This is a genomic window from Burkholderia sp. IDO3 (assembly GCF_003366075.1).
Lineage (GTDB): Bacteria > Pseudomonadota > Gammaproteobacteria > Burkholderiales > Burkholderiaceae > Burkholderia > Burkholderia anthina.
The window spans coordinates 495,820-516,258 of the sequence record NZ_CP028962.1 but is presented as its reverse complement, the minus strand read 5'-3'; the positions used below and the strand labels follow the sequence as shown (position 1 = coordinate 516,258).

The window sequence follows — 20,439 nt, the reverse complement described above, 5'->3', positions numbered from 1 at the left end:
TGTCGGTACGCTTCACGGCTATTGCCTGACTATTGCTTGAACAACGAGAATCGCTTCGTGAGTGCCTCCACCCCCTCGCGCGCGCCAAAGATCACCACCACGACGAAGTCCAGTGCGTCGTCGAGCGCGGTGCGCGTTGCTTCCATCTGTGCTGCTGCCGACGCGCCGATCATTGAAGTCGTGAAAACGTTGTATGCGATGCTTGCGCTCGGCGCTTCCTTCACGCTGGAAAGAAGCACCCGAAGCTGGTTACTGTTCTTGGCTTCGAGAATGATGAACGGCGATTCATCGATCTTCGCTGCGAAATCGCACGCGACGTTCTGGTACTCCAGGAGATTGCCGACACCCGCAATGCCGGATAGACCAAATGCGGTGTGCGCCAGCGCATTCAGCACGACCGGAGCCGGATGCTTGCGGTTGATCACCGCCACGAACTTGCTTGCGTTGTCTGCGTATGCCATCTTTTTCGACCTGTCGTTTGAATCGGGTTGATACGAGAATTTCGATACCGGCCGGCGGCGTCGACTGCTCAGGAGCCATTCGCGGGAGACGTGCCGGCTGCCAGCTCCGATTCGGCGGGCAACGCCGCCGCTTGAGACATGTGGACAAACACATGCGCGATCATGTTTTCGATGCCCCACAGCTCGCGCTCTTCCATTCCGGCGGAATTGCCGCTATCGATCGCGCGTTGGCGTTCGAAGATCGCGTCAGGCCAACTTCGATGGCTGTGGCCGACGGCACTGGCCAGGTGATGCCAGTCGTGTGCCGGCAGGTCTCCGACCAGGACGCCGACACGCATGGGAATGTGCATGAACAATGTCCTGCACCACCACCGGAGCCACACCCGGGTCGAAGGGACATTGCCGTCCGCGCCGGGAACGCATTCACCGCAAAACCGCCCATGGCAGCGTTCCGCGTAGACGCCCTGATGAACGCCCGGCGCCGCGCCCACGAGCCAGACGTGTTCCGTCGAAAACTGCAGCAGCGCGCTCATTTGATAGAGAGCAGTCAACGGAAGCCACAGTGCAATCGCGGTTGCATTCACGCCAAAGCATGCGGGCATGACGACGACGAGCACGACAAGCCACACGACCACGAGACACTGCTCGATCGGTGGTCGCCTCAGGTTCGATATGACACGAGACTTGAGGAACCAGAGGTGGAAGACCGGCGAAAAAAGCGTGCTGAGCAGGTTGTGATTCAGTTCGGCGATGGAACGCCCCGGACGGATGCCGAAGTTGAACAGCAAGGACGCGTCCGCGTCATCCCGTGTCGTGAAGACCGAACGCCGATGATGGTCGAGATGCTCCTGTTCGTACTCGATTTCGTTCTGCGCCAGAACAAAGATGGTCAGGCCTTTCGACACAAGGCCATTCATCCTGCTCCCACGCCTGAAAAGCGCCTCGTGTATTGCGTGATGCCCATACACGACCTGAATCTTCCGGAGCAATCCGGCCAGGAATACCATCGCCATCGGCGCGACGACGTAACCCAATATGCGAAGCCAGTCTCTGGAAGACGTCAAAAGATACAAAAGCACCGCGCACGTCCCGATCGCCAGCAGGACATCCATACCGAGGGAAAGCGCCGGATGGGGCGTGAACCACGCCTGCTCGTTCGGAAGCGGTTTGCCGGTCAGGCGCGTCCAGAGCGGTTGCGTCCATCCCGGGAAGCGCAAGTACGATGCCCGAACGGATATTCGAGGAATCTCACCTTCATTGGTTAGCGATTTAGGCAAAGTCATTTGTTTTCCTAAATATATTGCCTGGCATCCGATTCGCCGACGTGACGCGCCCTGCACCGCTCAGGGGCGCGTCGCCCTATACTCAGCCTGACGTACGAGTCCGAGGCCCATCGGCTCATCGTCGGGCAATGGTTCAGCCCCCGCTATCTCAGCCAACGACTTCCGCGCGCACACGACCGTCTTCCGGGCAGTCCCGGTTCGGCGACAGATCGCTGAACTCACGAGGCGTCAACGGCGAATAATCGCGCGCGGCGAGAAACTCCGGGCGCGGCGGGCGCGTCTGAACCGGCAGGTTCTTCACGCTGTTGTAGGAAATGAATGCGACGCGCCGGTCGAACGGGGAGATATTGACGCCCGATGCGTGGAACAGATTCGCGTGAAAGACGACGATGTCTCCCGCCTTTCCCTTCGGGGCGTCCATGCCGTGCAGGCGCACCATCTCGCGCAGCACGTTCCGATCGACGGTGTAGCGAAGCTTGGCCGTCGTGTTGCTGAGCCAGTCGCTCTGCTTGTCGTACGTGTCGATCGTATGCTTGATACTCTCCTTGAAGCCGTCCACATGCGACCCGGGTATCACGGTCAGCGGCGCATTGAACTCGGTCACATCATCCAGAAACACGGCGACGGTCAGGAACTGCGGTTCGGGCAGTTCGTCCTCGCGATGGTAGAAGGTCATGTCCTGATGCCATTCCCACACATCGCCGACGAACGCGGCCTTGATGTTGAGCTTGAACTGGTGGACGTATACGTCCTCGCCCAGCACGAACTTCGCCGCACCCAGAAGGGTCGGGTGCCGACACAACGTTGCCAGCGCTTCGTTGCGAAGGTGCGCTCCGTGGAGCCCGCGAACCGTCTTGCCATCCACTTCGGTCACGCGCCCCGGATCCGTGGTGTCGTTCATGCATTCGTCAGCCGCCTTGCGGAGAATGTCCAGCCCGGCAGCGTCGATTACTTTCGGAACGGTAAAGTACCCTTTATCAAGAAACTGCTGCTTGAAGGTAGCGTTCTGCATCGTCATGCTCCAGTACTTGTTTTCGCGTTGTGGTTGGGGCGGACATCAAAGCCCTGCGACCATGCCTTCTATCGGCACGTCGTCAGTAAAACGTTCAGGTGTAGCGCACGGCCCGATTGCCATTCACATAACGGATACTTCGACTCCGCACCCCGTCGGCAGGAAAGCGATCGTCACGCGGCAGCCGCGACGGGCGCTCGTGCTCCGGACAGGTGGAGAAAGTCGGCGAACTCGTTCAGTGCGATATTCCAGTACGCCGCGTAAGTCCGGGTGAGCTGCAACATGCGCGCCTGCTTCTCCGCGGTATCGGCGATTGCCGTGGTGCCCGTGTCGTCGTCGCTCACTGCCTTGTGATGTTCGACCTCGGCGTGGATGTGGGAATCCATCCATTGGAAGTGTTCCGGCCGGGAGAACAGGCGACCGCCGTCGACGTCGACTCTGGAGAAGACGCGCTTGAATGCCACCGTGATGTCCAGCGCGATGGCCTCCACGACACGCAGTTGCACGGCGGCGCCGAGCGGGTCATGCGCGAGCTGGCGCATATTTTCGATGAGTCGCTTCCCGCCCGGTCCGAGCAGGTTCGACGTATCGTTCGCCCCATCGCCCAACGTCGCCTTGAGCGGATCGACGATGGCGCTTTCCCACCATGCGTAGTGCATGCCGGCCGGCCCGGCCGGGGCGACTTCCTTGAACACCGACATGACGTTGGACAGGTCGTCGCCAATGACCTGGAATACGGTCTGGATCGCCGTCAGGAGATTGGTGTTCGGGTGAACCTCGGCATCGGCCTCGGACGCCATCAGGCCCAAACCTGCCAGCGACGTGAACATGAACGCCTTGGTGATCTCGCGCCAACCGTGCGCGATACCCAATGCGGCCAACGGCTCGATCGACTTCACCGCCTTGGCTTCCACAAAAAAGCGGTTCGTTTCCGTCGTCAGATGCGATGCCTCGAGGCACGCGGCAATCTGGGCATCGAAGTCCGCCAACGGTGCATGGTCACGTTTCGAGTCTGCGTTGATCGTCGATTCGACTGCGTTCGTCATAATATGCATTCCTTATGAATGTAACTAAAAAGAAGAACATCACGAAGCTGCGAGTTTCCCAATACGTGCCGACTGCCGAACTTCCATGCATACAGAACCGACTCTCGCCCAATCGACATCCACCGCTCACGTCCGTCACTCTTGATGAGGAACGGGTGGCAACGCGACCAGGAACGCCTGTTGACTCTCGAGAGCCTTCTCTGTTCACTACAAAGCTGAATTTGAGGATTGCTTATTTGTTTTTGTTCATTTGCTTAGTCGGTCAATCGCCGGTCAGACGCGCTGGCCTGCCCGACCTTCCAACGCAACAGCGGGTTGTCCGCGAACTTGGCCCTTGACCTGTCGCGATTTGAACTATAATTGTCAGCATAGTCAACGTTGACACTCCGGTCAACGATTTTTTGAGGAGGCGACGGACCTATGGCAATGACTCGGCAATTCGATGAAGACGCAGTCCTCGAGAAGGTTCTGGAAATCTTCTGGATAAAGGGCTGGAAGGCGACCTCCATGGCTGACCTGGCAGAAGCAGCGAATGTTCAGCGAGGCTCGCTGTACCACGCGTATGGCGGCAAGGAGCAGCTCTTCCAGCTTGCGTTCGATCGATATGCGACCCGGGTACTTGACGAGACACGGGCGGCACTGAATGCGCCATCCGCGCATACCGCACTGCAGCAGTTTTTCGAGAGCTCGATTGCCAGCATGACCGCGCATGTCCCGCCCCGCGGCTGCCTGACGACCAAGAGTGCGATCGAAGCGGACGCATCCGCCGACAATATCCAGGACAGTGTCCGCGGTCTGCTCAAGAATCTGGAAAATGCGATCGTCGAGGCGCTGTCGCGGGACGAGATCCGCGCATCGCTTGCCCAGTCCCCGGAAGCGACAGCTCAAATGATCATTACCTTCACGCGCGGACTCGCGGTGATGGAGCGCATCAACCACGATCCGGAGCAGTTGCGCGAGATGTGTGACCATCTCGTCAATTTGCTGTACTCGGACAACAGCCAGGCACTGGCGGCCGTCAATACCTAGGCAACCCGGAGATTGGGCGGGCTTTCGCCACGCAAGTCGCCCGCATCGTCATCCTGCCGCGCATCGACGACGCGCGACAGTCACTGCTGATCGTCGCTTGTGCTCGCGAGTTCGCGGCCTGCAAGCGCACGATGTACGCACGCCAGATCGCGCCGATTCCGGACACTTCGATGCATCCCCGTTCCAGACGGTCCATCCACACGCACCGGAACCCCATCATTCGTCACTACCGACGATGATTCCCGGGCGTGCCACGAGCGACGTGGCAACCGGTCGGTCTGATCGTTGCTCACGGTGATGCACGAACGTTGCCCTGTTCAGCGCCCTTACCCGGTTTCCCTTCGAACACGCGCAGGTCACGCGGCGCCCCATTCGACAGTCCGATGTCCCCCGGATTTGCCGGGCATGTACGCATTTGTCGCAGCGATACGGACGCCGTCGTCAGGGAGCGATCCAGCGGCCTTCGTAGTCATCGTCGCTCATATCGAATACCGCGCGCCGATGGCCGCTGCGGGCGAGGTCGAGCCAGTCGATGCGCGTCACCTTGACGTGAAGCAGGCAGAAGTTCCGATAGCCGTCGTCGGCGGGCGTGGCGTCTTGGCTCGCGGCAACGTGCGCTTCTTCGGGCGACGCGATCGGCGTGCCCGGTCGCAACGGCGCGCGATACAACAGCAGCGTATGCGGACGGCTCGATTGCCAGATCGCACGACGTTGCGCTTCGTCGTCGCAAATCGATGCGACGCCTTCCGCGCGAATCTGCACGAGCGCATCGAGATCGTTCGCGACGATCGCGATACGCGGATCGCGGCGCAGCTCCGCGACCTTTTCCGAACGCGCATCGGTATGAAACGACAGCAGATGATCGGCGCGGCTCACCTGCCGCAGCACGATCGTGCGCACTTTCGGCGCGCCGTCGAGGCCGAGCGTCGCGGCCTGCAGCATCGTGAACGGCGAGCGCTGCGCGCTGACGCCGGACTCGAGACAGGACCACAGACGATCGTACGTCTGCGCAAGCGATTCGGAAGCGGTATCGGACATGATGATGCGGCGATCCTGCGTGATTCGATCGCGCCAGCTTAACCGTTTTGGCGGTGGCGCCCTCGCCCGCTGCTCGCCGCCGCGCGGTTCAGTTGTAACCGAGCACGACCGGCGCCGCGTCGTTCATGTCGGTCGAATCCGCGCCGAAGCGGCCGAGCACGTCGGCGACATACTGCGGGCCCGCGTTGATCTGCGACGACTTGTGCTCGACGGGACGGATGTCGGCCATGCCCGGCGCTTCGTCCATCCATGCGGTGTCGTTGATGATGAAGTTCATGTGTGTCTCCTCACGCGGCCAGCGCCGCACCATACGCGCGCACGAGGCGCGCGACGCCTTCCCGGATCGCGTCGACGTCCGGTGCGGCGAACGACAGGCGCAGCGATGCGGCATCGACGTTGTCCGCGAAGAACGCCTTGCCCGGCACGAACACGATCCTGTTCGCGATCGCCTGCTGCAGCAGCACATCCGACGACACCGCGCCGATTCGCGCCCACACGAACATCCCGCCTTCGGGACGATGGAACGTGATCGCATCGCCGAAGCCGTCGCGCAGCGCGTCGCACATCGCGTCGCATTTGCGCTGGTAGGCCGCCGCGATGCGCGGCAGATGGCGTTCGAGCGCGCCGTCGGCGAGATATTCGGCGGCGGTGGCTTGCGTCCACGGCGTGCTGCACAGGTCGACCGTCTGCTTCGCGATCACGCAGCGCCGTGCGATCTCGGCCGGTGCGATCGTCCAGCCCACGCGCAGCCCGGGCGCGACGATCTTCGACAGGCTCGCGAAGTGCACGATCCAGTCGCGCGCGCCGTCGACTTCGCTCGCGAGCGCGAGCATCGACGGCACGGCTTCGCCCGCGAAACGCAGGTCGCCGTAGGGATCGTCCTCGACGATCAGGAAACGGTATTGCACGGCCAGACGCAGCAGCTTCACGCGGCGTTCGCGCGTGAGCGTCGCGCCGGTCGGGTTCGCGAAGGTCGGCACCGTGTACAGCAGCTTCGGCTGCACGATCTCGCCCGATGCGAGTCGCGACGCGAGGCGATCGACGTCGAGGCCATCGCCGTCGACAGGGATCGTCACGATGCGCGCCTGCTGCAGACGCATCGCCGACAGCGTCGCCGGATACGCCGGTTGTTCGGTCAGCACGACGTCGCCCGGCGCGACCATCACGCGCAGCAGCAGATCGAGGCCCTGCTGCGAACCGGTCGTGACGAGCAGTTCGGCCGGCGTGCAGGTGACGTTGCGGCGCGCCATCAACGCGATCAGTTGTTGCTTCAGTTCGGCGAGACCGTCAGTCGGACCGTACTGCAGGCAGCGGACCGGCTGCGCGTATGCGCGTTCGGCGGCCGCGTTCAGGCCGTCGACGTCGAACAGGTCGCTGGCCGGGTAGCCGCCCGCGAAGGAAATCATCCCCGGTTCGGAGAGGTACTTGAACAGCTCGCGGATCGGCGAACCGGCAGGATTCTGGAATGAGGGCGTGAACGCGTACATGTCGTCGTGAGCTGGATGGCAGGGACGGCCGGGATAGCCGACAAGTGCCGCCCGCCGTGGCGCTTCTGCGCACAACGGCGGTGAATTCGAGCCACGATTGTCGATAGTCATTAACGCGGCGGCAAACGATATCTATGCACTAGGTCTTGCGGTTTGGTCATTAATTGGGGGGAGGTTCCAGTGCAGCAGGCCCTCCGCCGGCCACGCCGTCGTCGGCAACGCACCGGGCAATTCGGCCGCGCCGACAGGCTTGCCGGCAATCGTCCGCCCCCCCTTTCCGAAACGATTCGCCGTCACGGATCGCGCACACACACCGCAACGCGCGAGTGACCCGTCAAAATCGAAGTGACGCTTTTTGAGGGTTATACGACCTTTGAGCCATTCACCTCAAGTTCCATAATTTGCACCGGATATCAGGTCGAAGCGCGGGCGCGAACGCAATCGCGCTGGCGGCCTTTCGGTTTGATCGATCTCAACGCAGAGAAAGGAACAGATGATGAGGCTCAAGAACAAGACGGCCCTGATTACGGGCGGCACCAGTGGCATCGGCCTTGCAACCGCCAGGCGCTTCATTGCGGAAGGCGCCCGGGTAGCCGTGACCGGTCGCGACGAAAGCGCGTTCGAACGCGTGAGGGCCGAGCTCGGAGAGAACGCGCTCGTGCTCAAGGGCGATGTCCGTTCGATCGCCGACATGCGGACAATCGCCGCCGAGGTGAACGAGCGGTTCGGCGGCCTGGATATCGTGTTCGCCAACGCGGGTTGGGCTTTCCCGTCCGCAGTCGGCGACATCGACGAAGACCTTTATGACGGGATCATGGACATCAACGTCAAGGGCGTGGTGTTCACGCTTCAAGCCGTACTGCCGCAGCTACGGGATGGCGCGTCGGTCATCCTCAACACGTCGTTCGTCGCGCAGACCGGCAAGCATGGCATTTCGTTGACGGCGGCGGCCAAGGCCGCCGTGCGATCGCTTGCCCGCAGTTGGTCCTACGAGTTTCTCGACCGCAAGATCCGCTTCAACGCGATTGCGCCGGGCGCGATCGACACGCCGCTGCTCTCGAGATGGGGCATGCCGGACGAGTGGGTCCGCGACCGCAAGGCCGAGTTTGCCCAGGCGATTCCGGTGGGCCGCATGGGTCAAGCCGAGGACATCGCCTACGCGGCACTTTATCTTGCCAGCGACGAATCGTCCTATGTCGTCGGCACCGAACTGGTTGTCGACGGCGGGGCTTCGCAGCTTTAAGCCTTCGCCCGTCGTTCCCGATGCGGCACACGCCGGTTCGGCGCAACGCATTCACATCGTCATCACACGTCCGCCACGCGCTTCGTCGCGAGGTCTTTCAATCCGGCCGACCTGGTTGTACTTGCAGAGGAGGCCTAAGTGCAAGGAGAGGTTAACTTGACCGATCACACGAAAAACGACGCCGCCAGCGAGAAACTCACCCGCGCAGGCCACTCGCGCCGCGATGCCCTCAAGTTCGGGAGCGTCGCCACGCTCGGCGCCGTCCTGGGCGGCGGGGCCCTGCTTGGCCGCGCCACGCCTGCTTTCGCGCAGGCAGACAGCGCGGCAGAACTCGCGCCGGGCGAGCCGCTCAATATCCTGATCGTGAATTACGACGGCGGCACCCTGCTCGATTTCGCGGGCCCCAGCGAGATTTTTCATCGGCTGCCGAACACGCATGTTCGCTACGCGAGCCTCAACGGGGGCAACGTGACCCTCGAATTCGGCGTCGTCTATGGCAACACCGAACGACTGGCCGATATCGAGAAGACCGACCTGATCCTCGTTCCCGGCGGGTCCGATTTGTCGGCACCGATGCGCCCGGCGTATCAAGCGCAGATCCGGCGTCTCGCCGAAAGCGCGAAACACGTCACGTCGGTGTGCAACGGGTCGCTCGTGCTCGCCGCAACGGGCGTGCTCAAGGGCAAGCGAAGTGCCTGCCATTGGGCGTTCGTCAACAAGCTGTCCGAATATGGCGCCATCCCCGTGCCGGATCGCTTCGTGGAAGACGACCACGGCCGCTTCATGAGCGGCGGTGGCGTAACGGCGGGCATCGACTTCGCGCTGCGCGTTGCCGCCAGGCTACGCGGCCGGCAGGCCGCCGAATTCACGCAACTCGCGATCGAATACGACCCCGCTCCGCCGTTCCATTCCGGCCACCCGCGAGATGCGCGGCCGGAGGTCATCGCGATGGTCGACAAGGAACTGCCCGGCGCATCCAGCGGTCTCGCGCGCATCCCGGGCGTTCGCTGAGCAGCCTTGCAGGCAAGGTTTGCACGGCCCGTACAGGCCGCGACGAAAAACGCAATCGGCCTTGCCTGCGTCACCTGCGCAACGCTGCAACGCTCTTCAATTCAAACCACCACTGGAAATCATCGAATGCAACAGATCCGCTTTTGTACTGCCGCTCTTGCAGTCTGCGTCGCCTTTTCGGCATTTGCGGCGCCGGCCGTCGCCGGCGGTTCGCCACATCCGCCCGGTGCGGCGATCAAGGCCGAGAACGCGCGCTGGGCAGAAGCCTTCGCGCGCGGAGACTACGCGGCGATCGGCCGCCTCTATACGAACGATGGCACGCTCTTGCCGCCGGGCGGCGACAAAATAACCGGGAGCCGCGCAATCACCGAGTACTTCACCAAGGGGTATGCCGGATCGAAACCGGCTACCGTATCGTTCAGCAATTATGAGTTCTACGGGAACGACCGGGTCGTGACGGAGGTGTCGGATGCGGAAGTCCGCGACCACGACGGAAAGCTCCAATACCGCGGCAAGCAGACCCTCGTTTTCCTGAAGCAGGCCGGCGCCTGGAAGCTGCATCGCGACATGTGGAACGACTACGGTCCGCTGAAACCCGAAGGCAATTGAGCGCCCGGCGCAGCACGGACAATCGCTTGCCGGAAATGCCGGCGCGCCATCAGGCTCGCGCTGGCCGAGCGGCGAGCGCTGATGGACTGTCGATCGATCAGCGCTCGCCGTTCAATCGGCTCTGACGCCGGATCGATTGCGGCGGGTGTCCGTGCAATTTGACGAATGCCCGCCGCATCCGCTCGGGATCCGTGAATCCCACCGCGAGCGCAATCTGTTCGATCGGCTCGCTACCGTCCTGCAGGCGCAGCCGCGCGGCTTCGACCCGCAAACGCTCGACCGCCCTGGCCGGCGTCTCGCCGGTTTCCCGACGAAACGCGCGGCCGAATTGTCGCGGACTCAATCTCGCCGCGTCGGCCAGCCGCTCGACGGGTAGCGCTTCGGCCAAATGTTCGCGGGCAAAATTCAGCGCGATGCGGATACGGTCCGACTCCGGCTCCATGTGCGACATCGCGGAAAATTGCGACTGACCGCCCGGCCGTCGATACGGAACGACCAGCAGCCTCGAGACGGCGCGCGCAACGTCCGGCCCCATGTCTCTTTCAATCATCGCGAGCGCCAGGTCGATGCCGGAGGCGATGCCCGCCGACGTCCAGATGTGGCCATCCGCGATATAGATACTGTCGCCCTCGACCCGTGTGAGCGGAAAACGCGACTGCAATTGCGCCGTGTATCGCCAGTGCGTCGTGGCTCTGCGGCCATCCAGCAAGCCGGTTTCCGCCAGCAAAAAGGCGCCCGTGCACACGCTTGCGACCCGCGACGCCTTGGCGCCCAATTTCCGGGCAGCGGCGATGTTCTCCGAGGTCTGCATCGGAGCGATGTCGCCGCCCACGAAAACGACGGTGTCGAACGTTCGTCTCCCGATCGGCTTCGTCTCGATCGGCATGCCCACATTGCCGAGAACGGGGCCGCCCGGCTGCGAGATGACGTGAAGATCGTACGGGGTATGGCCGGCGGCCGTCGCCACCTGATTGAACGCGGAAAGCGGTCCGCCGAGATCGAGAACATCGTACCCACGGCAGACGAAGAATCCAATTCGATGCATGACGAATGAGTCAAAGGGAATTCCGATAAAGGCGTATTTTACGGAAAAACCTCGAATCCCGACATATGGCTTCACATGACGGAAAAACGTCCGGCCGGCGCACGAACACGCTACGGGTAACGGGCGCGCTGTCTTGCGCGAAGGCTGTCGGCATGCAGGACAGCGCGGCGGTTGTCGTCGCCGCGTTCGACACGATGATGCGCATGAGCGAGCCGGTATCGCGGGCGGGCGGGTGGTCACTCGGTGTGCCCTTCAACGCGCATCCGGTCGGCGATCGTCGTGTCGTCGATGGCGGCAGCCAAAAAATAGGCCCGCGCCGAGAGGCGCAGGCCGAGCGGAGCTAAAACAACACCTTGGGGGGGACAAGGCGAGACCAGTCTAGCCCGTTACGGCTCAAAGAAGATTTCAGCCCGGATTACAGCTATTACTCCATATGACGAAGTGCCGGTCGCCGCCGCGCTCGCCCAAGTGATGACATATCGCTCGCGCCCGCACGTCGGCGCGCCCGGCACTCGTAGCCCTTTTCCATGTACGGGTTAACGCCGCTTCCGGCAAACGCCCCTAATATGACGAACAGACCCACCACGACGGAGTCCCGGATGACCGCCACGCCCTCATCGTCACCGCAACCGCAAACCGATCCGGCGCTCGTCGCGCGCATCGACGCGGTCCTGTCCCGCCAGCTCGACACGCAGCGCCTCGTCGGCGCGGTCGTGCTGGTCGCGCACCACGGCGAGCTCGTCTATCGCCGCGCCGCCGGATTCGCCGACCGCGAGTCGCGCACGCCGATGCGCGAAGACACGCTGTTCAGGCTCGCGTCGGTGACGAAGCCGATCGTCTCGACGGCTGCGATGGCGCTCGTCGCACAACACAAGCTGTCGCTCGACGAAGACGTCACGCGCTGGCTGCCCGATTTCCGCCCCGCGCTGCCTGACGGCCGCGTGCCGACGATCACCGTGCGCCAACTGCTCACGCATACGGCCGGCCTCGGCTATCGCTTCGCGGAAGCCGACGCGAATGGCGTCTATGCCCGCGCGGGCATCTCCGACGGCCTGGATGCCGCGTCGATCACGCTCGGCGAAAACGTGCGCAGGATCGCGAGCGTGCCGTTGCTGTACGCCCCCGGAACGAGCTGGAACTATTCAGTCGCGATCGACGTCGTCGGCGCGCTGATCGAGGCTGTCTGCGGCGTGCCGCTCGGTGACGCGATCGATGCGCTCGTGCTGCGTCCGCTCGGTGCGCGCGACACGGCGTTCGTCGCACGCGATGCCGCACGGCTCGCCACCCCTTACGTCAACGACACGCCGCAGCCGCATCCGCTCGCGGAAAACGAGACGGTTCCCATCGTCGAAGGGTTCGTCGGCGTGACCTACTCCCCGTCGCGCGCGCTCGATGCGCATGCGTTCCCGTCGGGCGGCGCCGGCATGGTCGGCACCGCCGGCGACGTGCTGAAGGTGCTCGACACGCTGCGCGCGGGCGGCGGCGCGCTGCTGCCTGCCGCGCTGGCCGACGAGATGGGCCGCGTCCAGACGGGCGATGTCGAGTTGCCGGACCGGCCCGGCGTGGGTTTCGGGATCGGCTTTTCGGTGTTGCGCGACCCGCAGGCGGCCGCGTCGCCGGAATCGGCGGGCACCTGGCGCTGGGGCGGTGTATACGGCCACTCGTGGTTTGTCGACCGCGCCCGCGGGCTCACCGTCGTGTCGCTATCGAACACGCTGTATGAAGGGATGAACGGGCAATACACGGTCGATCTGCGCGATGCCGTCTATGGCGTGCGGTAACGCGTGGAATGGAAAGGCCCGGCGAAGCCGGGTCGACAAGATCGGCGTGCGGCGTCGGAATCGAACGCCGGTCACTCCCCGCACTCGATTCCCGCCGGCAAAACCAGCCCCGATCGGACAGTGTCGTCATTTGTCGCCCCCGGGGCATCAGGAATTGGTCAATCTGGTTTTATTGCGGCCCAGGGGACACACATTGCCAGTCGGCAATATGTAGCCCAAGAGATACAAAAACACGTGAAGGCTACTCAATCCACGTTAGCCGGCTCTGCCTCCGACTACCGGTTGAACGCCCCGCCGGGCCTCGCGTGACCGGCGTCTATCTCGCAAACCCTCATCACGCGCCCCACCCCGCCCCCGATTACCTAGGTAATTGACACGTATAGACCTAGGTAATTGGCGTCCCTAGTATGGTTTCGACGCGAAACGAGCGCGCATCTGAAAAGGACACGACCATGAGCACCCAAAACGTCGACACCAAAACGTTACGGCGCGTGATCGCCGCGGCGTCGATCGGCAACTTCGTCGAGTGGTTCGATTTCGCCGCATACGGCTTTCTCGCCACGATCCTGACGCGCGAGTTCTTTCCGAGCGGCGACCCGACCATCGGACTCCTGAAGACTTTCGCCGTCTTCGCGGTGGCATTCGCATTCCGTCCGCTGGGCGGCCTGATCTTCGGCGTCATCGGCGACCGCATCGGACGCAAGCGCACGCTCGCGCTGACCATCCTGATGATGGCGGGCTCGACGACGCTGATCGGCCTGCTGCCGACCTACGCAAGCATCGGATACTGGGCGCCCGTGCTGCTCACGATCATTCGCTGCGTCCAGGGCTTTTCCGCAGGCGGCGAATACGCGGGGGCATGCGCCTACGTGATGGAACACGCGCCGCGCCGCCGTCGCGCCTTCTTCGGCAGCTTCGTGCCGGTGTCGACGTTCTCGTCGTTCGCCTGTGCGGCCGTGGTCGCCTATCTGCTCGAGTCGTCGCTGTCGTCGCAGGCGATGATCGACTGGGGCTGGCGCGTGCCGTTCCTGATCGCCGCCCCGGTCGGCCTCATCGGCGTCTACCTGCGGGTCAACCTGAATGAAACGCCGGCGTTCCAGGCGCTCGAAGGCAAGCACGACATCGCGCACGCACCGCTGATGGAAACGCTGCACTCGCAGTCGTGGAATATCCTGAAGCTCGGTGCGTTCGTGTCCGTGACCGCGCTGTCGTTCTACACGTTCACCACCTATTTCGCGACCTACCTGCAAGTGGCCGGCCACCTGTCGCGCGGCACGTCGCTGCTCGTGACGGTCCTCGCCCTGCTGTTCGCCGCGGCGCTGTGTCCGGTTGCGGGCTTGTTCTCCGATCTCGTCGGCCGCCGCGCCACGATCGCAAGCACCTGCATCTTCATCATCGTGTCGGTCTATCCGGCCTTCTCGCTGGGCGGCTCGGGCGTGTTGTCGCACTCGCTGGCCGGCGTCGCGCTGCTCGCCATCGGCGCGGTGTTCTCGGGTGTGGTGACGGCCCCGCTGATGTCGGAAGTGTTCGCGACGAAGACCCGCTACACGGCCTCCGCGATCACGTACAACCTCGCCTACACGATCTTCGGCGGCACCGCGCCGCTCGTCGCCACGTGGCTGATCTCCGCGACGGGCACCAACCTGTCGCCGGCGTACTACCTGATCGCGGTGTCGATCTTCGCGATGATCGGCGGGCTGGCGCTGCCGGAAACGTCGAAGACCGCGCTCGAAGATGCCGGCCCGGCAACGGGCAGAGCCGCCCAGTCCGCAAAGCGCGGCGTCGAACGCGCCGTTTGAACACACGTCCGGCTCGTCGAGCCGGCCTGCAAAAAATCAACGCATCGAGAGACACCATGACGAGCCTTCACGACTCCAGCATCATCATCGACGGCCTGAACATTTCCAAGTTCGAGCGATCGGTGTTCGAAGACATGCGCAAGGGCGGCGTCACGGCCGTCAACTGCACGGTCTCGGTGTGGGAAGACTTCCAGAAGACGATCGACAACATCGCGGAAATGAAGCAGAAAATCCGCGAATACAGCGAGATCCTCACGCTGGTGCGCACGACGGACGACATCCTGCGCGCGAAGCGGGAGAACAAGACCGGCATCATCTTCGGCTTCCAGAACTCGTATGCGTTCGAGGACAATCTCGGCTATATCGAAGTGTTCAAGGAACTCGGCGTGAATGTCGTGCAGCTCTGCTACAACACGCAGAACCTGGTCGGCACGGGCTCCTACGAACCGGACGGCGGCTTGTCCGGATACGGCCGCGAAGTGATCCAGGAGATGAACCGCGTCGGCATCATGGTCGATCTGTCGCACGTCGGCGCGAAGACGTCGTCCGATGCGATCGCGTGCTCGAAGAAGCCGGTCACCTACTCGCACTGCTGCCCGTCCGGGCTGAAAGAGCATCCGCGCAACAAGACGGACGATCAACTGCGCGAGATCGCAGAAGCCAACGGCTTCGTGGGCGTCACGATGTTCATGCCGTTCCTGCGACGCGGCGCCGACGCCACCATCGACGACTATCTCGAAGCGATCGAATACGTGATCGACGTGATCGGCGAGGACAAGGTCGGTATCGGCACGGACTTCACGCAGGGCTACAGCACGGAATTCTTCGACTGGATCACGCACGACAAGGGCCGTTATCGCCGCCTGACGGATTTCGGCAAGGTCATCAACCCGGAAGGCATCCGCACGATCGGCGAATTCCCGAACCTGACCGCCGCGATGCAGCGCGCCGGCTGGAGCGAGTCGCGCATCAGGAAGGTGATGGGCGAGAACTGGCTGCGGGTCTTCGGCGAAGTCTGGAACGTTTGAGCCGCACACACACACGTCGCCGCCATGCAGCCCCAACTGCCCATCGACGTCGATCCGGACACCGGCGTCTGGACCACCGACGCATTGCCGATGCTGTACGTCCCGCGCCACTTCTTCACGAACAATCACGTGGCGGCCGAGGAAGCGCTGGGACGCGAAGCCTATGCGTCGATCCTCTACCCGGCCGGCTACAAGTCGGCCTATCACTGGTGCGACAAGGAGGCGAAGCAGCACGGCATCGGCGGCATGGCGGTGTTCGAGCACTACCTGAAGCGGCTGTCGCAGCGCGGCTGGGGGATGTTCAGCATCGCCGAAGCCGATCCGGCGACGTCGCATGCGCGCATCCATCTGCACCACTCGTCCTTCGTGCTGGCCCGGCCCGACGCGCACGGCAAGCTCTGCTACATGTTCGCCGGCTGGTTCGCCGGTGCGATGGACTGGGTCAACGACACCGCGGCCGACGGGGCGAGCAAAGGCCCGCGCGCGTATTCGTCCGAAGTGCAATGCGCGGGCGAGGGGCACGCGTGCTGCATCTTTCGTGTCGAGCCGCTCGCGCGGCAAGCGCTACAGCTACAATCGGACCGGAGTGAACCTGCCCGATAGCCTGGGTCCGAATCCGGTTCGGGCCCGTCGACGCGATGCCGAACATGACCGACACGATGCCCAGCCTCGACTACGAAGATCTCTTCCGGCATCTGCCGGTCGCGGCCATCGTGGCGAAGGAACGCATCATGGTCGACTGCAACGACCGCGCGCTGCACCTGTTCAGGGCGACCCGCGACGACATCATCGATCAGTCGTTCGCGAAGCTGTATCCGGAGCAGAAGGACTTCGCGACGACCGGCCGCCGCCTTGCCCCGCTGCTCGCGAAACACGCGGGCTTCAGCGACGACCGCATCATGCGGCGCATCGACGGCAGCCATTTCTGGGTCACCGTCTGCGGCTTCGGCTACAACCCGAAGCGCCCCTTCGAGCTGGCCATCTGGACCTTCACCGACCTGTCGGGCGACACGAAGCATCCCGACGTCACCAGCACGCTGACCGAACGCGAGCGCGACGTCGCCGCATTTCTGGTGCACGGCCTGACGAGCAAGGAAATCGGCAAGGAGCTGAACATCAGCCCGCGCACCGTCGACATCCATCGCGCAAGCCTGTTGCGGAAGTACGAAGTCCGGACGACACACGATCTCATCGCCCGCCTGCTGGCCTGAGTCGCGCACGCGCGTGACGCCGCGCACTTACCTAGGTAAGCAGCGCGCATGGACCCGCATCATGCGAGTCCTTATCCTCTTCATACTCCCGGACAGCGTACGTGATGCGCAACGCATCACGATTTTCCTCGAACGATCGCCATCATGAAGCTCGCACGCGTCGCATTCCTCCTGCTCGGCCTCTTCTGGGGATCCAACTTCATCTACATGAAGTACGCGTCGCAGTTCATCAGCCCGATGCAGATCGCCTTCGTGCGCGTGCTGTTCGGCTTCCTGCCGCTGGCGTTCGTCGCGTGGCAACGAAAAGTCATTCACGTTCGCCAGCTACGCCACCTTCACCACTTCATCGTGATGGGGCTCGTCGCAACCGCGTTCTACTATTTCGCCATCACGCAGGGCACCGCGCTGCTGCCGTCCGGCATCGCGGCCGTGCTCGGCAATGCGGCCGCGCTCTTTACCGCGATCTTCTCGGCGCTCTTCCTGAAATCCGAAAGGCTCAATCGCGTGATGGCGGGCGGCGTGCTGCTCGGATTTCTCGGGATCACGCTGATCGCCCGCCCGTGGGAGGGCGCCGGCAGCACGATCGCGCTGTCCGGCGTGTTCTGGCTCCTGACGAGCTCGCTCGTGCTCGGCCTGTCGTACGTCTACGTGCGTGCGTTCCTGAGCCCGCTGCAATTGCCGCCGCTCACGCTGGCGACGTGGCAGATGGGAATCGCGATCGTCGCGCTGGCAGCCGTCACGCATTTCGACGGCATCTCGCACATCGTCGGCCATCCGCTGGCGGGGATCGGCCTCGTCATCGGCGGCGGGATTCTCGGCACGGGGATCTCGTTCCTGCTGTATTACTACCTGCTGGCCGAATTCGGCGCGGTGGCGTCGTCGGGGGCGACCTACATGGCGCCGGCCGTCGCGCTGCTGATCGGCTGGGCCGTCGGCGAGAAATTCGGCCTGCCGGAGTGCATCGCGCTCGTTCTGATCATCCTGAGCGTGGTGACGCTGCATCTCGGGCGGCAGCGCATGGTTCAGCGCGCGATGTCGTAGGAAGCGGTTTTCCCGCCGGTCGGTCTCGGCAAAGAAAGGGCTTCGTGGGTTTCTGCGGATGTGAATGTTGCTTGCAAACCCGCTACGGCCACTCGATCGATCCGGGCTAACATCAGGCTACGGACGGGTTCAGGGTTTGCGCCGTTGCACCATGTAGCGAGCGTTAAATACCGCGTCCGCCGGTACGAGAAAGAGAGCGCACACGCGAGTGCTTGCTCTGATCATCCTTCACGGACCTGCTGTTCGCCCAAATCGGTCAATCAAACAACTTGGAGACGATCTGGGCGGTTTCGTCGATATGTGCCCGCAGCAGTTCGCATGCTCGCTCGGTCTCGCGCTTGAGCACTGCATCCATCAAGTCCTGATGTTCTATCACGATGTCGCGCGCTAGCGCGGCCTGCGATTGCGGGTCGACGATACGTATGCGCCGGTAGCGTTCAGAATGCCTCACAAGCTGCTCGTCGATACGACGCAGCCAGTTTGACCGAGCAGCCGCCAACAGCGCGAAGTGAAAGCGCCGGTGCGCGAGTTCCCACCGATGCCCCGCTTCGATGTCGTCCGGGGCAGGCAACGGCGTGTGCACGAGCTTGTAGAACGCTGCGCTGATCTCCGCCCCCCAATCTTCATCGCCATGCTTGATCGCGTCGGCCAGCAGTTCCGTTTCGATCTTCTTGCGCGTGTCGACGATGTCTAGCAGGTCGTCCCTGGACATCTCCGCGACGCGAAAACCTCGCTGGCCTTCGTTTGCAACGAGCCCGTCGCAGCTAAGCAGCATCAACGCCTCGCGGATCGGGCTGATGCCAACGCCATACCGGTCTTGCAAAGCCTGCGGCCGCAGCTTTTCACCAGGCCGAAACTGACCTGCCAGCAGATCGTTCTGCAGGATTTCGTACGCATGTTCCGCAAGCGTCGCCTTGCCGGTATCTGCCGGTGCTTGCGGCCGCCCGCGCTGTGCGGTTTGTCCCGGATGCCCCACGTTATTGACCTCCCAGCGTTTCCCCATCGCCACAATCATCGCACAAATTTACACATTACAGAACATTCAGTGTAAACCACTAAATTTATGCAAATCATAAAATTTATATAGACAGTCGATTTTGTAAACAATACTGTTTTTCATAGCGCGATGCAGTGGGCATCGAGCGCGCCACCAGAGCGAACCTGATTGGAGAGGGGAATGAAGCGTTATCTGCTGCTGTTTTGTGTTTCGGCCGGCATTGCCGGGCCCGCGTGTGCCCAAAGCAGTGTGACGTTGTACGGGCTGATTTCCGAAGGACTGATGTACACGAACAATGCCGGGGGTCAAAAACAGGTACAGATGGCGAGCGGCATCCAGCAGGGATCGCGTTTCGGCCTGAAGGGCAGCGAGGATCTGGGCGGCGGCACCAGGGCGGTCTTCACGCTCGAAAATGGATTTAGCATAACGAACGGTACGCTTGGTCAAGGTGGTCGAATGTTCGGCCGCCAGGCCTTCGTCGGCATGACGAACGAACGATTCGGAACGCTGACGTTCGGCCGCCAGTACGACACGATGTCGCAAAGCCTCGGCGGATTCGAAGCGGCACAGCAGTTCGCGACCTACGGGCCGCCGATCGGCGACAACGACAACCTGTTCCCGACCTTCCGGCTCAACAACAACGTGCAGTACCAGAGCCCCACCCTATCCGGACTGCAGTTCCTGACGTCCTATTCATTTTCGAACAAGGCAGACGGATTCGCGGACAACAGCGACTTCAATGTCGGGCTCACGTACGCCAACGGCCCGGTGAATCTGGCTATCGCCTATCACTCGCTGCTGTCGCCGAACGATACGGGCAACACCGGCGGCGCCGTATCCGGCGACTACGGCCTCTTTTCGCCCTTCGCGTCCAGTGCACAGGGTGCCGGGATCCGCAAACAACAGATGTATGGCGCGGGGGCGTCATATACGCTCGGCGCCACGCGCTTCTCGTTGCTGTATACGCACACGCAGTTCGATTACCTGGATCACTCGAGCCTCGGCCTCAGCAACTATGAAGTCACGGCGACCGACTATCTGACGCCCACCATGCTCATCGGCCTCGGCTACATCTACACCGACGGTCGCTATGCACAGACCGGCAAAACGCCGAAGTGGCACCAGGTGGACACAGGCATCGACTGGTTTTTGTCGAAGCGCACCGATTTGTTCCTCGTCGGCATCTACCAGAAGGCCGCTGGCGATGCGCAATTCGCGCAGATCTACGACAACTCGCCGTCGAGTTCGAAACAGCAGGTTTCCGTGTCGCTCGGGATCCGCCACAAGTTCTGATCCGAACTATTCCCAATCCTAAGCA

General features: G+C 62.8%; 21 protein-coding genes. 12 read left to right on the top strand and 9 right to left on the bottom strand.

Going from position 1 to position 20,439, the window contains the following annotated elements:
- Positions 1-29: 29 nt before the first annotated feature.
- From DCN14_RS02525 to DCN14_RS02510, 4 genes are all read right to left on the bottom strand, one after another.
- Positions 30-461: a DUF2000 domain-containing protein gene (locus tag DCN14_RS02525; protein ID WP_096500393.1), complete on the bottom strand. Its 432-nt coding sequence runs from the start codon at positions 459-461 to the stop codon at positions 30-32.
- A 68-nt stretch (positions 462-529) separates the two neighbouring features.
- Positions 530-1,744: a stearoyl-CoA 9-desaturase gene (locus DCN14_RS02520; RefSeq protein ID WP_143331636.1), complete on the bottom strand. Its 1,215-nt coding sequence runs from the start codon at positions 1,742-1,744 to the stop codon at positions 530-532.
- Positions 1,745-1,892: 148 nt separating this feature from the next.
- Positions 1,893-2,756, bottom strand: a complete 864-nt coding sequence (locus DCN14_RS02515; protein ID WP_162826155.1) for a phytanoyl-CoA dioxygenase family protein — start codon at positions 2,754-2,756, stop codon at positions 1,893-1,895.
- A gap of 173 nt (positions 2,757-2,929) precedes the next feature.
- Complete coding sequence (locus DCN14_RS02510; protein ID WP_096500399.1) at positions 2,930-3,802, bottom strand: DUF6202 family protein; 873 nt, start codon at positions 3,800-3,802, stop codon at positions 2,930-2,932.
- A gap of 426 nt (positions 3,803-4,228) precedes the next feature.
- On the opposite strand from DCN14_RS02510, the gene DCN14_RS02505 reads away from it, so the two are divergent.
- Positions 4,229-4,831 (top strand): TetR/AcrR family transcriptional regulator, encoded by a 603-nt coding sequence (locus DCN14_RS02505; protein WP_239007936.1) that lies wholly within the window; start codon positions 4,229-4,231, stop codon positions 4,829-4,831.
- 441 nt (positions 4,832-5,272) lie between these two features.
- Here the strand turns inward: DCN14_RS02505 and DCN14_RS02495 are convergent, their stop codons facing one another.
- The 3 genes from DCN14_RS02495 to DCN14_RS02485 form a co-directional block, all read right to left on the bottom strand.
- On the bottom strand, positions 5,273-5,869 hold the full coding sequence (locus tag DCN14_RS02495; protein WP_096500403.1) for a pyridoxamine 5'-phosphate oxidase family protein: 597 nt from the start codon (positions 5,867-5,869) through the stop codon (positions 5,273-5,275).
- A gap of 88 nt (positions 5,870-5,957) precedes the next feature.
- Positions 5,958-6,146, bottom strand: coding sequence for a hypothetical protein (locus DCN14_RS02490; RefSeq protein WP_096500549.1), 189 nt, complete (start codon positions 6,144-6,146; stop codon positions 5,958-5,960).
- A gap of 10 nt (positions 6,147-6,156) precedes the next feature.
- Positions 6,157-7,356, bottom strand: a complete 1,200-nt coding sequence (locus tag DCN14_RS02485; RefSeq protein ID WP_096500405.1) for a PLP-dependent aminotransferase family protein — start codon at positions 7,354-7,356, stop codon at positions 6,157-6,159.
- A gap of 496 nt (positions 7,357-7,852) precedes the next feature.
- Here DCN14_RS02485 and DCN14_RS02480 point away from each other — a divergent pair, with 496 nt between their 5' ends.
- The 3 genes from DCN14_RS02480 (at position 7,853) to DCN14_RS02470 (ending at position 10,219) form a co-directional block, all read left to right on the top strand.
- Positions 7,853-8,599, top strand: a complete 747-nt coding sequence (locus DCN14_RS02480; protein ID WP_096500551.1) for a glucose 1-dehydrogenase — start codon at positions 7,853-7,855, stop codon at positions 8,597-8,599.
- Positions 8,600-8,755: 156 nt separating this feature from the next.
- On the top strand, positions 8,756-9,610 hold the full coding sequence (locus DCN14_RS02475) for a DJ-1/PfpI family protein (RefSeq protein ID WP_096500407.1): 855 nt from the start codon (positions 8,756-8,758) through the stop codon (positions 9,608-9,610).
- Positions 9,611-9,736: 126 nt separating this feature from the next.
- Positions 9,737-10,219, top strand: coding sequence for a nuclear transport factor 2 family protein (locus DCN14_RS02470; protein ID WP_096500409.1), 483 nt, complete (start codon positions 9,737-9,739; stop codon positions 10,217-10,219).
- A 97-nt stretch (positions 10,220-10,316) separates the two neighbouring features.
- Here the strand turns inward: DCN14_RS02470 and DCN14_RS02465 are convergent, their stop codons facing one another.
- Complete coding sequence (locus DCN14_RS02465; RefSeq protein WP_096500411.1) at positions 10,317-11,264, bottom strand: GlxA family transcriptional regulator; 948 nt, start codon at positions 11,262-11,264, stop codon at positions 10,317-10,319.
- A gap of 65 nt (positions 11,265-11,329) precedes the next feature.
- Here DCN14_RS02465 and DCN14_RS02460 point away from each other — a divergent pair, with 65 nt between their 5' ends.
- The 7 genes from DCN14_RS02460 (at position 11,330) to DCN14_RS02430 (ending at position 18,124) form a co-directional block, all read left to right on the top strand.
- Positions 11,330-11,608, top strand: a complete 279-nt coding sequence (locus tag DCN14_RS02460; protein WP_115531354.1) for a hypothetical protein — start codon at positions 11,330-11,332, stop codon at positions 11,606-11,608.
- A 255-nt stretch (positions 11,609-11,863) separates the two neighbouring features.
- On the top strand, positions 11,864-13,045 hold the full coding sequence (locus DCN14_RS02455) for a serine hydrolase domain-containing protein (RefSeq protein WP_096500415.1): 1,182 nt from the start codon (positions 11,864-11,866) through the stop codon (positions 13,043-13,045).
- 452 nt (positions 13,046-13,497) lie between these two features.
- A complete protein-coding gene (locus DCN14_RS02450) occupies positions 13,498-14,844 on the top strand; it encodes an MFS transporter (protein ID WP_096500417.1) in 1,347 nt (448 codons plus the stop codon).
- A 56-nt stretch (positions 14,845-14,900) separates the two neighbouring features.
- Positions 14,901-15,872 (top strand): dipeptidase, encoded by a 972-nt coding sequence (locus DCN14_RS02445; RefSeq protein ID WP_096500419.1) that lies wholly within the window; start codon positions 14,901-14,903, stop codon positions 15,870-15,872.
- 24 nt (positions 15,873-15,896) lie between these two features.
- On the top strand, positions 15,897-16,475 hold the full coding sequence (locus DCN14_RS02440; protein WP_096500421.1) for a DUF5943 domain-containing protein: 579 nt from the start codon (positions 15,897-15,899) through the stop codon (positions 16,473-16,475).
- 35 nt (positions 16,476-16,510) lie between these two features.
- Entirely contained in the window at positions 16,511-17,083 is a 573-nt protein-coding gene (locus DCN14_RS02435; protein ID WP_096500424.1) for a PAS and helix-turn-helix domain-containing protein, read from the top strand.
- Between the two features lie 144 nt (positions 17,084-17,227).
- Positions 17,228-18,124 carry a DMT family transporter gene (locus DCN14_RS02430; RefSeq protein ID WP_096500426.1) on the top strand — a complete coding sequence of 299 codons (897 nt, stop codon included), beginning with the start codon at positions 17,228-17,230 and terminating at the stop codon, positions 18,122-18,124.
- A gap of 256 nt (positions 18,125-18,380) precedes the next feature.
- Here DCN14_RS02430 and DCN14_RS02425 read toward each other — a convergent pair whose 3' ends face one another.
- Positions 18,381-19,127, bottom strand: a complete 747-nt coding sequence (locus DCN14_RS02425; protein ID WP_096500553.1) for an FCD domain-containing protein — start codon at positions 19,125-19,127, stop codon at positions 18,381-18,383.
- A gap of 174 nt (positions 19,128-19,301) precedes the next feature.
- Here DCN14_RS02425 and DCN14_RS02420 point away from each other — a divergent pair, with 174 nt between their 5' ends.
- Positions 19,302-20,414: a porin gene (locus DCN14_RS02420; protein WP_096500428.1), complete on the top strand. Its 1,113-nt coding sequence runs from the start codon at positions 19,302-19,304 to the stop codon at positions 20,412-20,414.
- The last annotated feature ends 25 nt before the right edge of the window (positions 20,415-20,439 follow it).

Bases quoted from the DNA above. Each gene is read 5' to 3' on its own strand.
- DCN14_RS02495 (WP_096500403.1), bottom strand. From the start codon at position 5,869: ATGTCCGATACCGCTTCCGAATCGCTTGCGCAGACGTACGATCGTCTG.
- DCN14_RS02450 (WP_096500417.1), top strand. From the start codon at position 13,498: ATGAGCACCCAAAACGTCGACACCAAAACGTTACGGCGCGTGATCGCC.
- DCN14_RS02470 (WP_096500409.1), top strand. From the start codon at position 9,737: ATGCAACAGATCCGCTTTTGTACTGCCGCTCTTGCAGTCTGCGTCGCC.
- DCN14_RS02460 (WP_115531354.1), top strand. From the start codon at position 11,330: ATGGCTTCACATGACGGAAAAACGTCCGGCCGGCGCACGAACACGCTA.
- DCN14_RS02435 (WP_096500424.1), top strand. From the start codon at position 16,511: ATGCCGAACATGACCGACACGATGCCCAGCCTCGACTACGAAGATCTC.
- DCN14_RS02485 (WP_096500405.1), bottom strand. From the start codon at position 7,356: ATGTACGCGTTCACGCCCTCATTCCAGAATCCTGCCGGTTCGCCGATC.
- DCN14_RS02455 (WP_096500415.1), top strand. From the start codon at position 11,864: ATGACCGCCACGCCCTCATCGTCACCGCAACCGCAAACCGATCCGGCG.
- DCN14_RS02420 (WP_096500428.1), top strand. From the start codon at position 19,302: ATGAAGCGTTATCTGCTGCTGTTTTGTGTTTCGGCCGGCATTGCCGGG.
- DCN14_RS02510 (WP_096500399.1), bottom strand. From the start codon at position 3,802: ATGACGAACGCAGTCGAATCGACGATCAACGCAGACTCGAAACGTGAC.
- DCN14_RS02425 (WP_096500553.1), bottom strand. From the start codon at position 19,127: ATGGGGAAACGCTGGGAGGTCAATAACGTGGGGCATCCGGGACAAACC.
- DCN14_RS02430 (WP_096500426.1), top strand. From the start codon at position 17,228: ATGAAGCTCGCACGCGTCGCATTCCTCCTGCTCGGCCTCTTCTGGGGA.
- DCN14_RS02480 (WP_096500551.1), top strand. From the start codon at position 7,853: ATGAGGCTCAAGAACAAGACGGCCCTGATTACGGGCGGCACCAGTGGC.
- DCN14_RS02490 (WP_096500549.1), bottom strand. From the start codon at position 6,146: ATGAACTTCATCATCAACGACACCGCATGGATGGACGAAGCGCCGGGC.
- DCN14_RS02505 (WP_239007936.1), top strand. From the start codon at position 4,229: ATGACTCGGCAATTCGATGAAGACGCAGTCCTCGAGAAGGTTCTGGAA.
- DCN14_RS02445 (WP_096500419.1), top strand. From the start codon at position 14,901: ATGACGAGCCTTCACGACTCCAGCATCATCATCGACGGCCTGAACATT.
- DCN14_RS02520 (WP_143331636.1), bottom strand. From the start codon at position 1,744: ATGACTTTGCCTAAATCGCTAACCAATGAAGGTGAGATTCCTCGAATA.
- DCN14_RS02440 (WP_096500421.1), top strand. From the start codon at position 15,897: ATGCAGCCCCAACTGCCCATCGACGTCGATCCGGACACCGGCGTCTGG.
- DCN14_RS02525 (WP_096500393.1), bottom strand. From the start codon at position 461: ATGGCATACGCAGACAACGCAAGCAAGTTCGTGGCGGTGATCAACCGC.
- DCN14_RS02465 (WP_096500411.1), bottom strand. From the start codon at position 11,264: ATGCATCGAATTGGATTCTTCGTCTGCCGTGGGTACGATGTTCTCGAT.
- DCN14_RS02515 (WP_162826155.1), bottom strand. From the start codon at position 2,756: ATGCAGAACGCTACCTTCAAGCAGCAGTTTCTTGATAAAGGGTACTTT.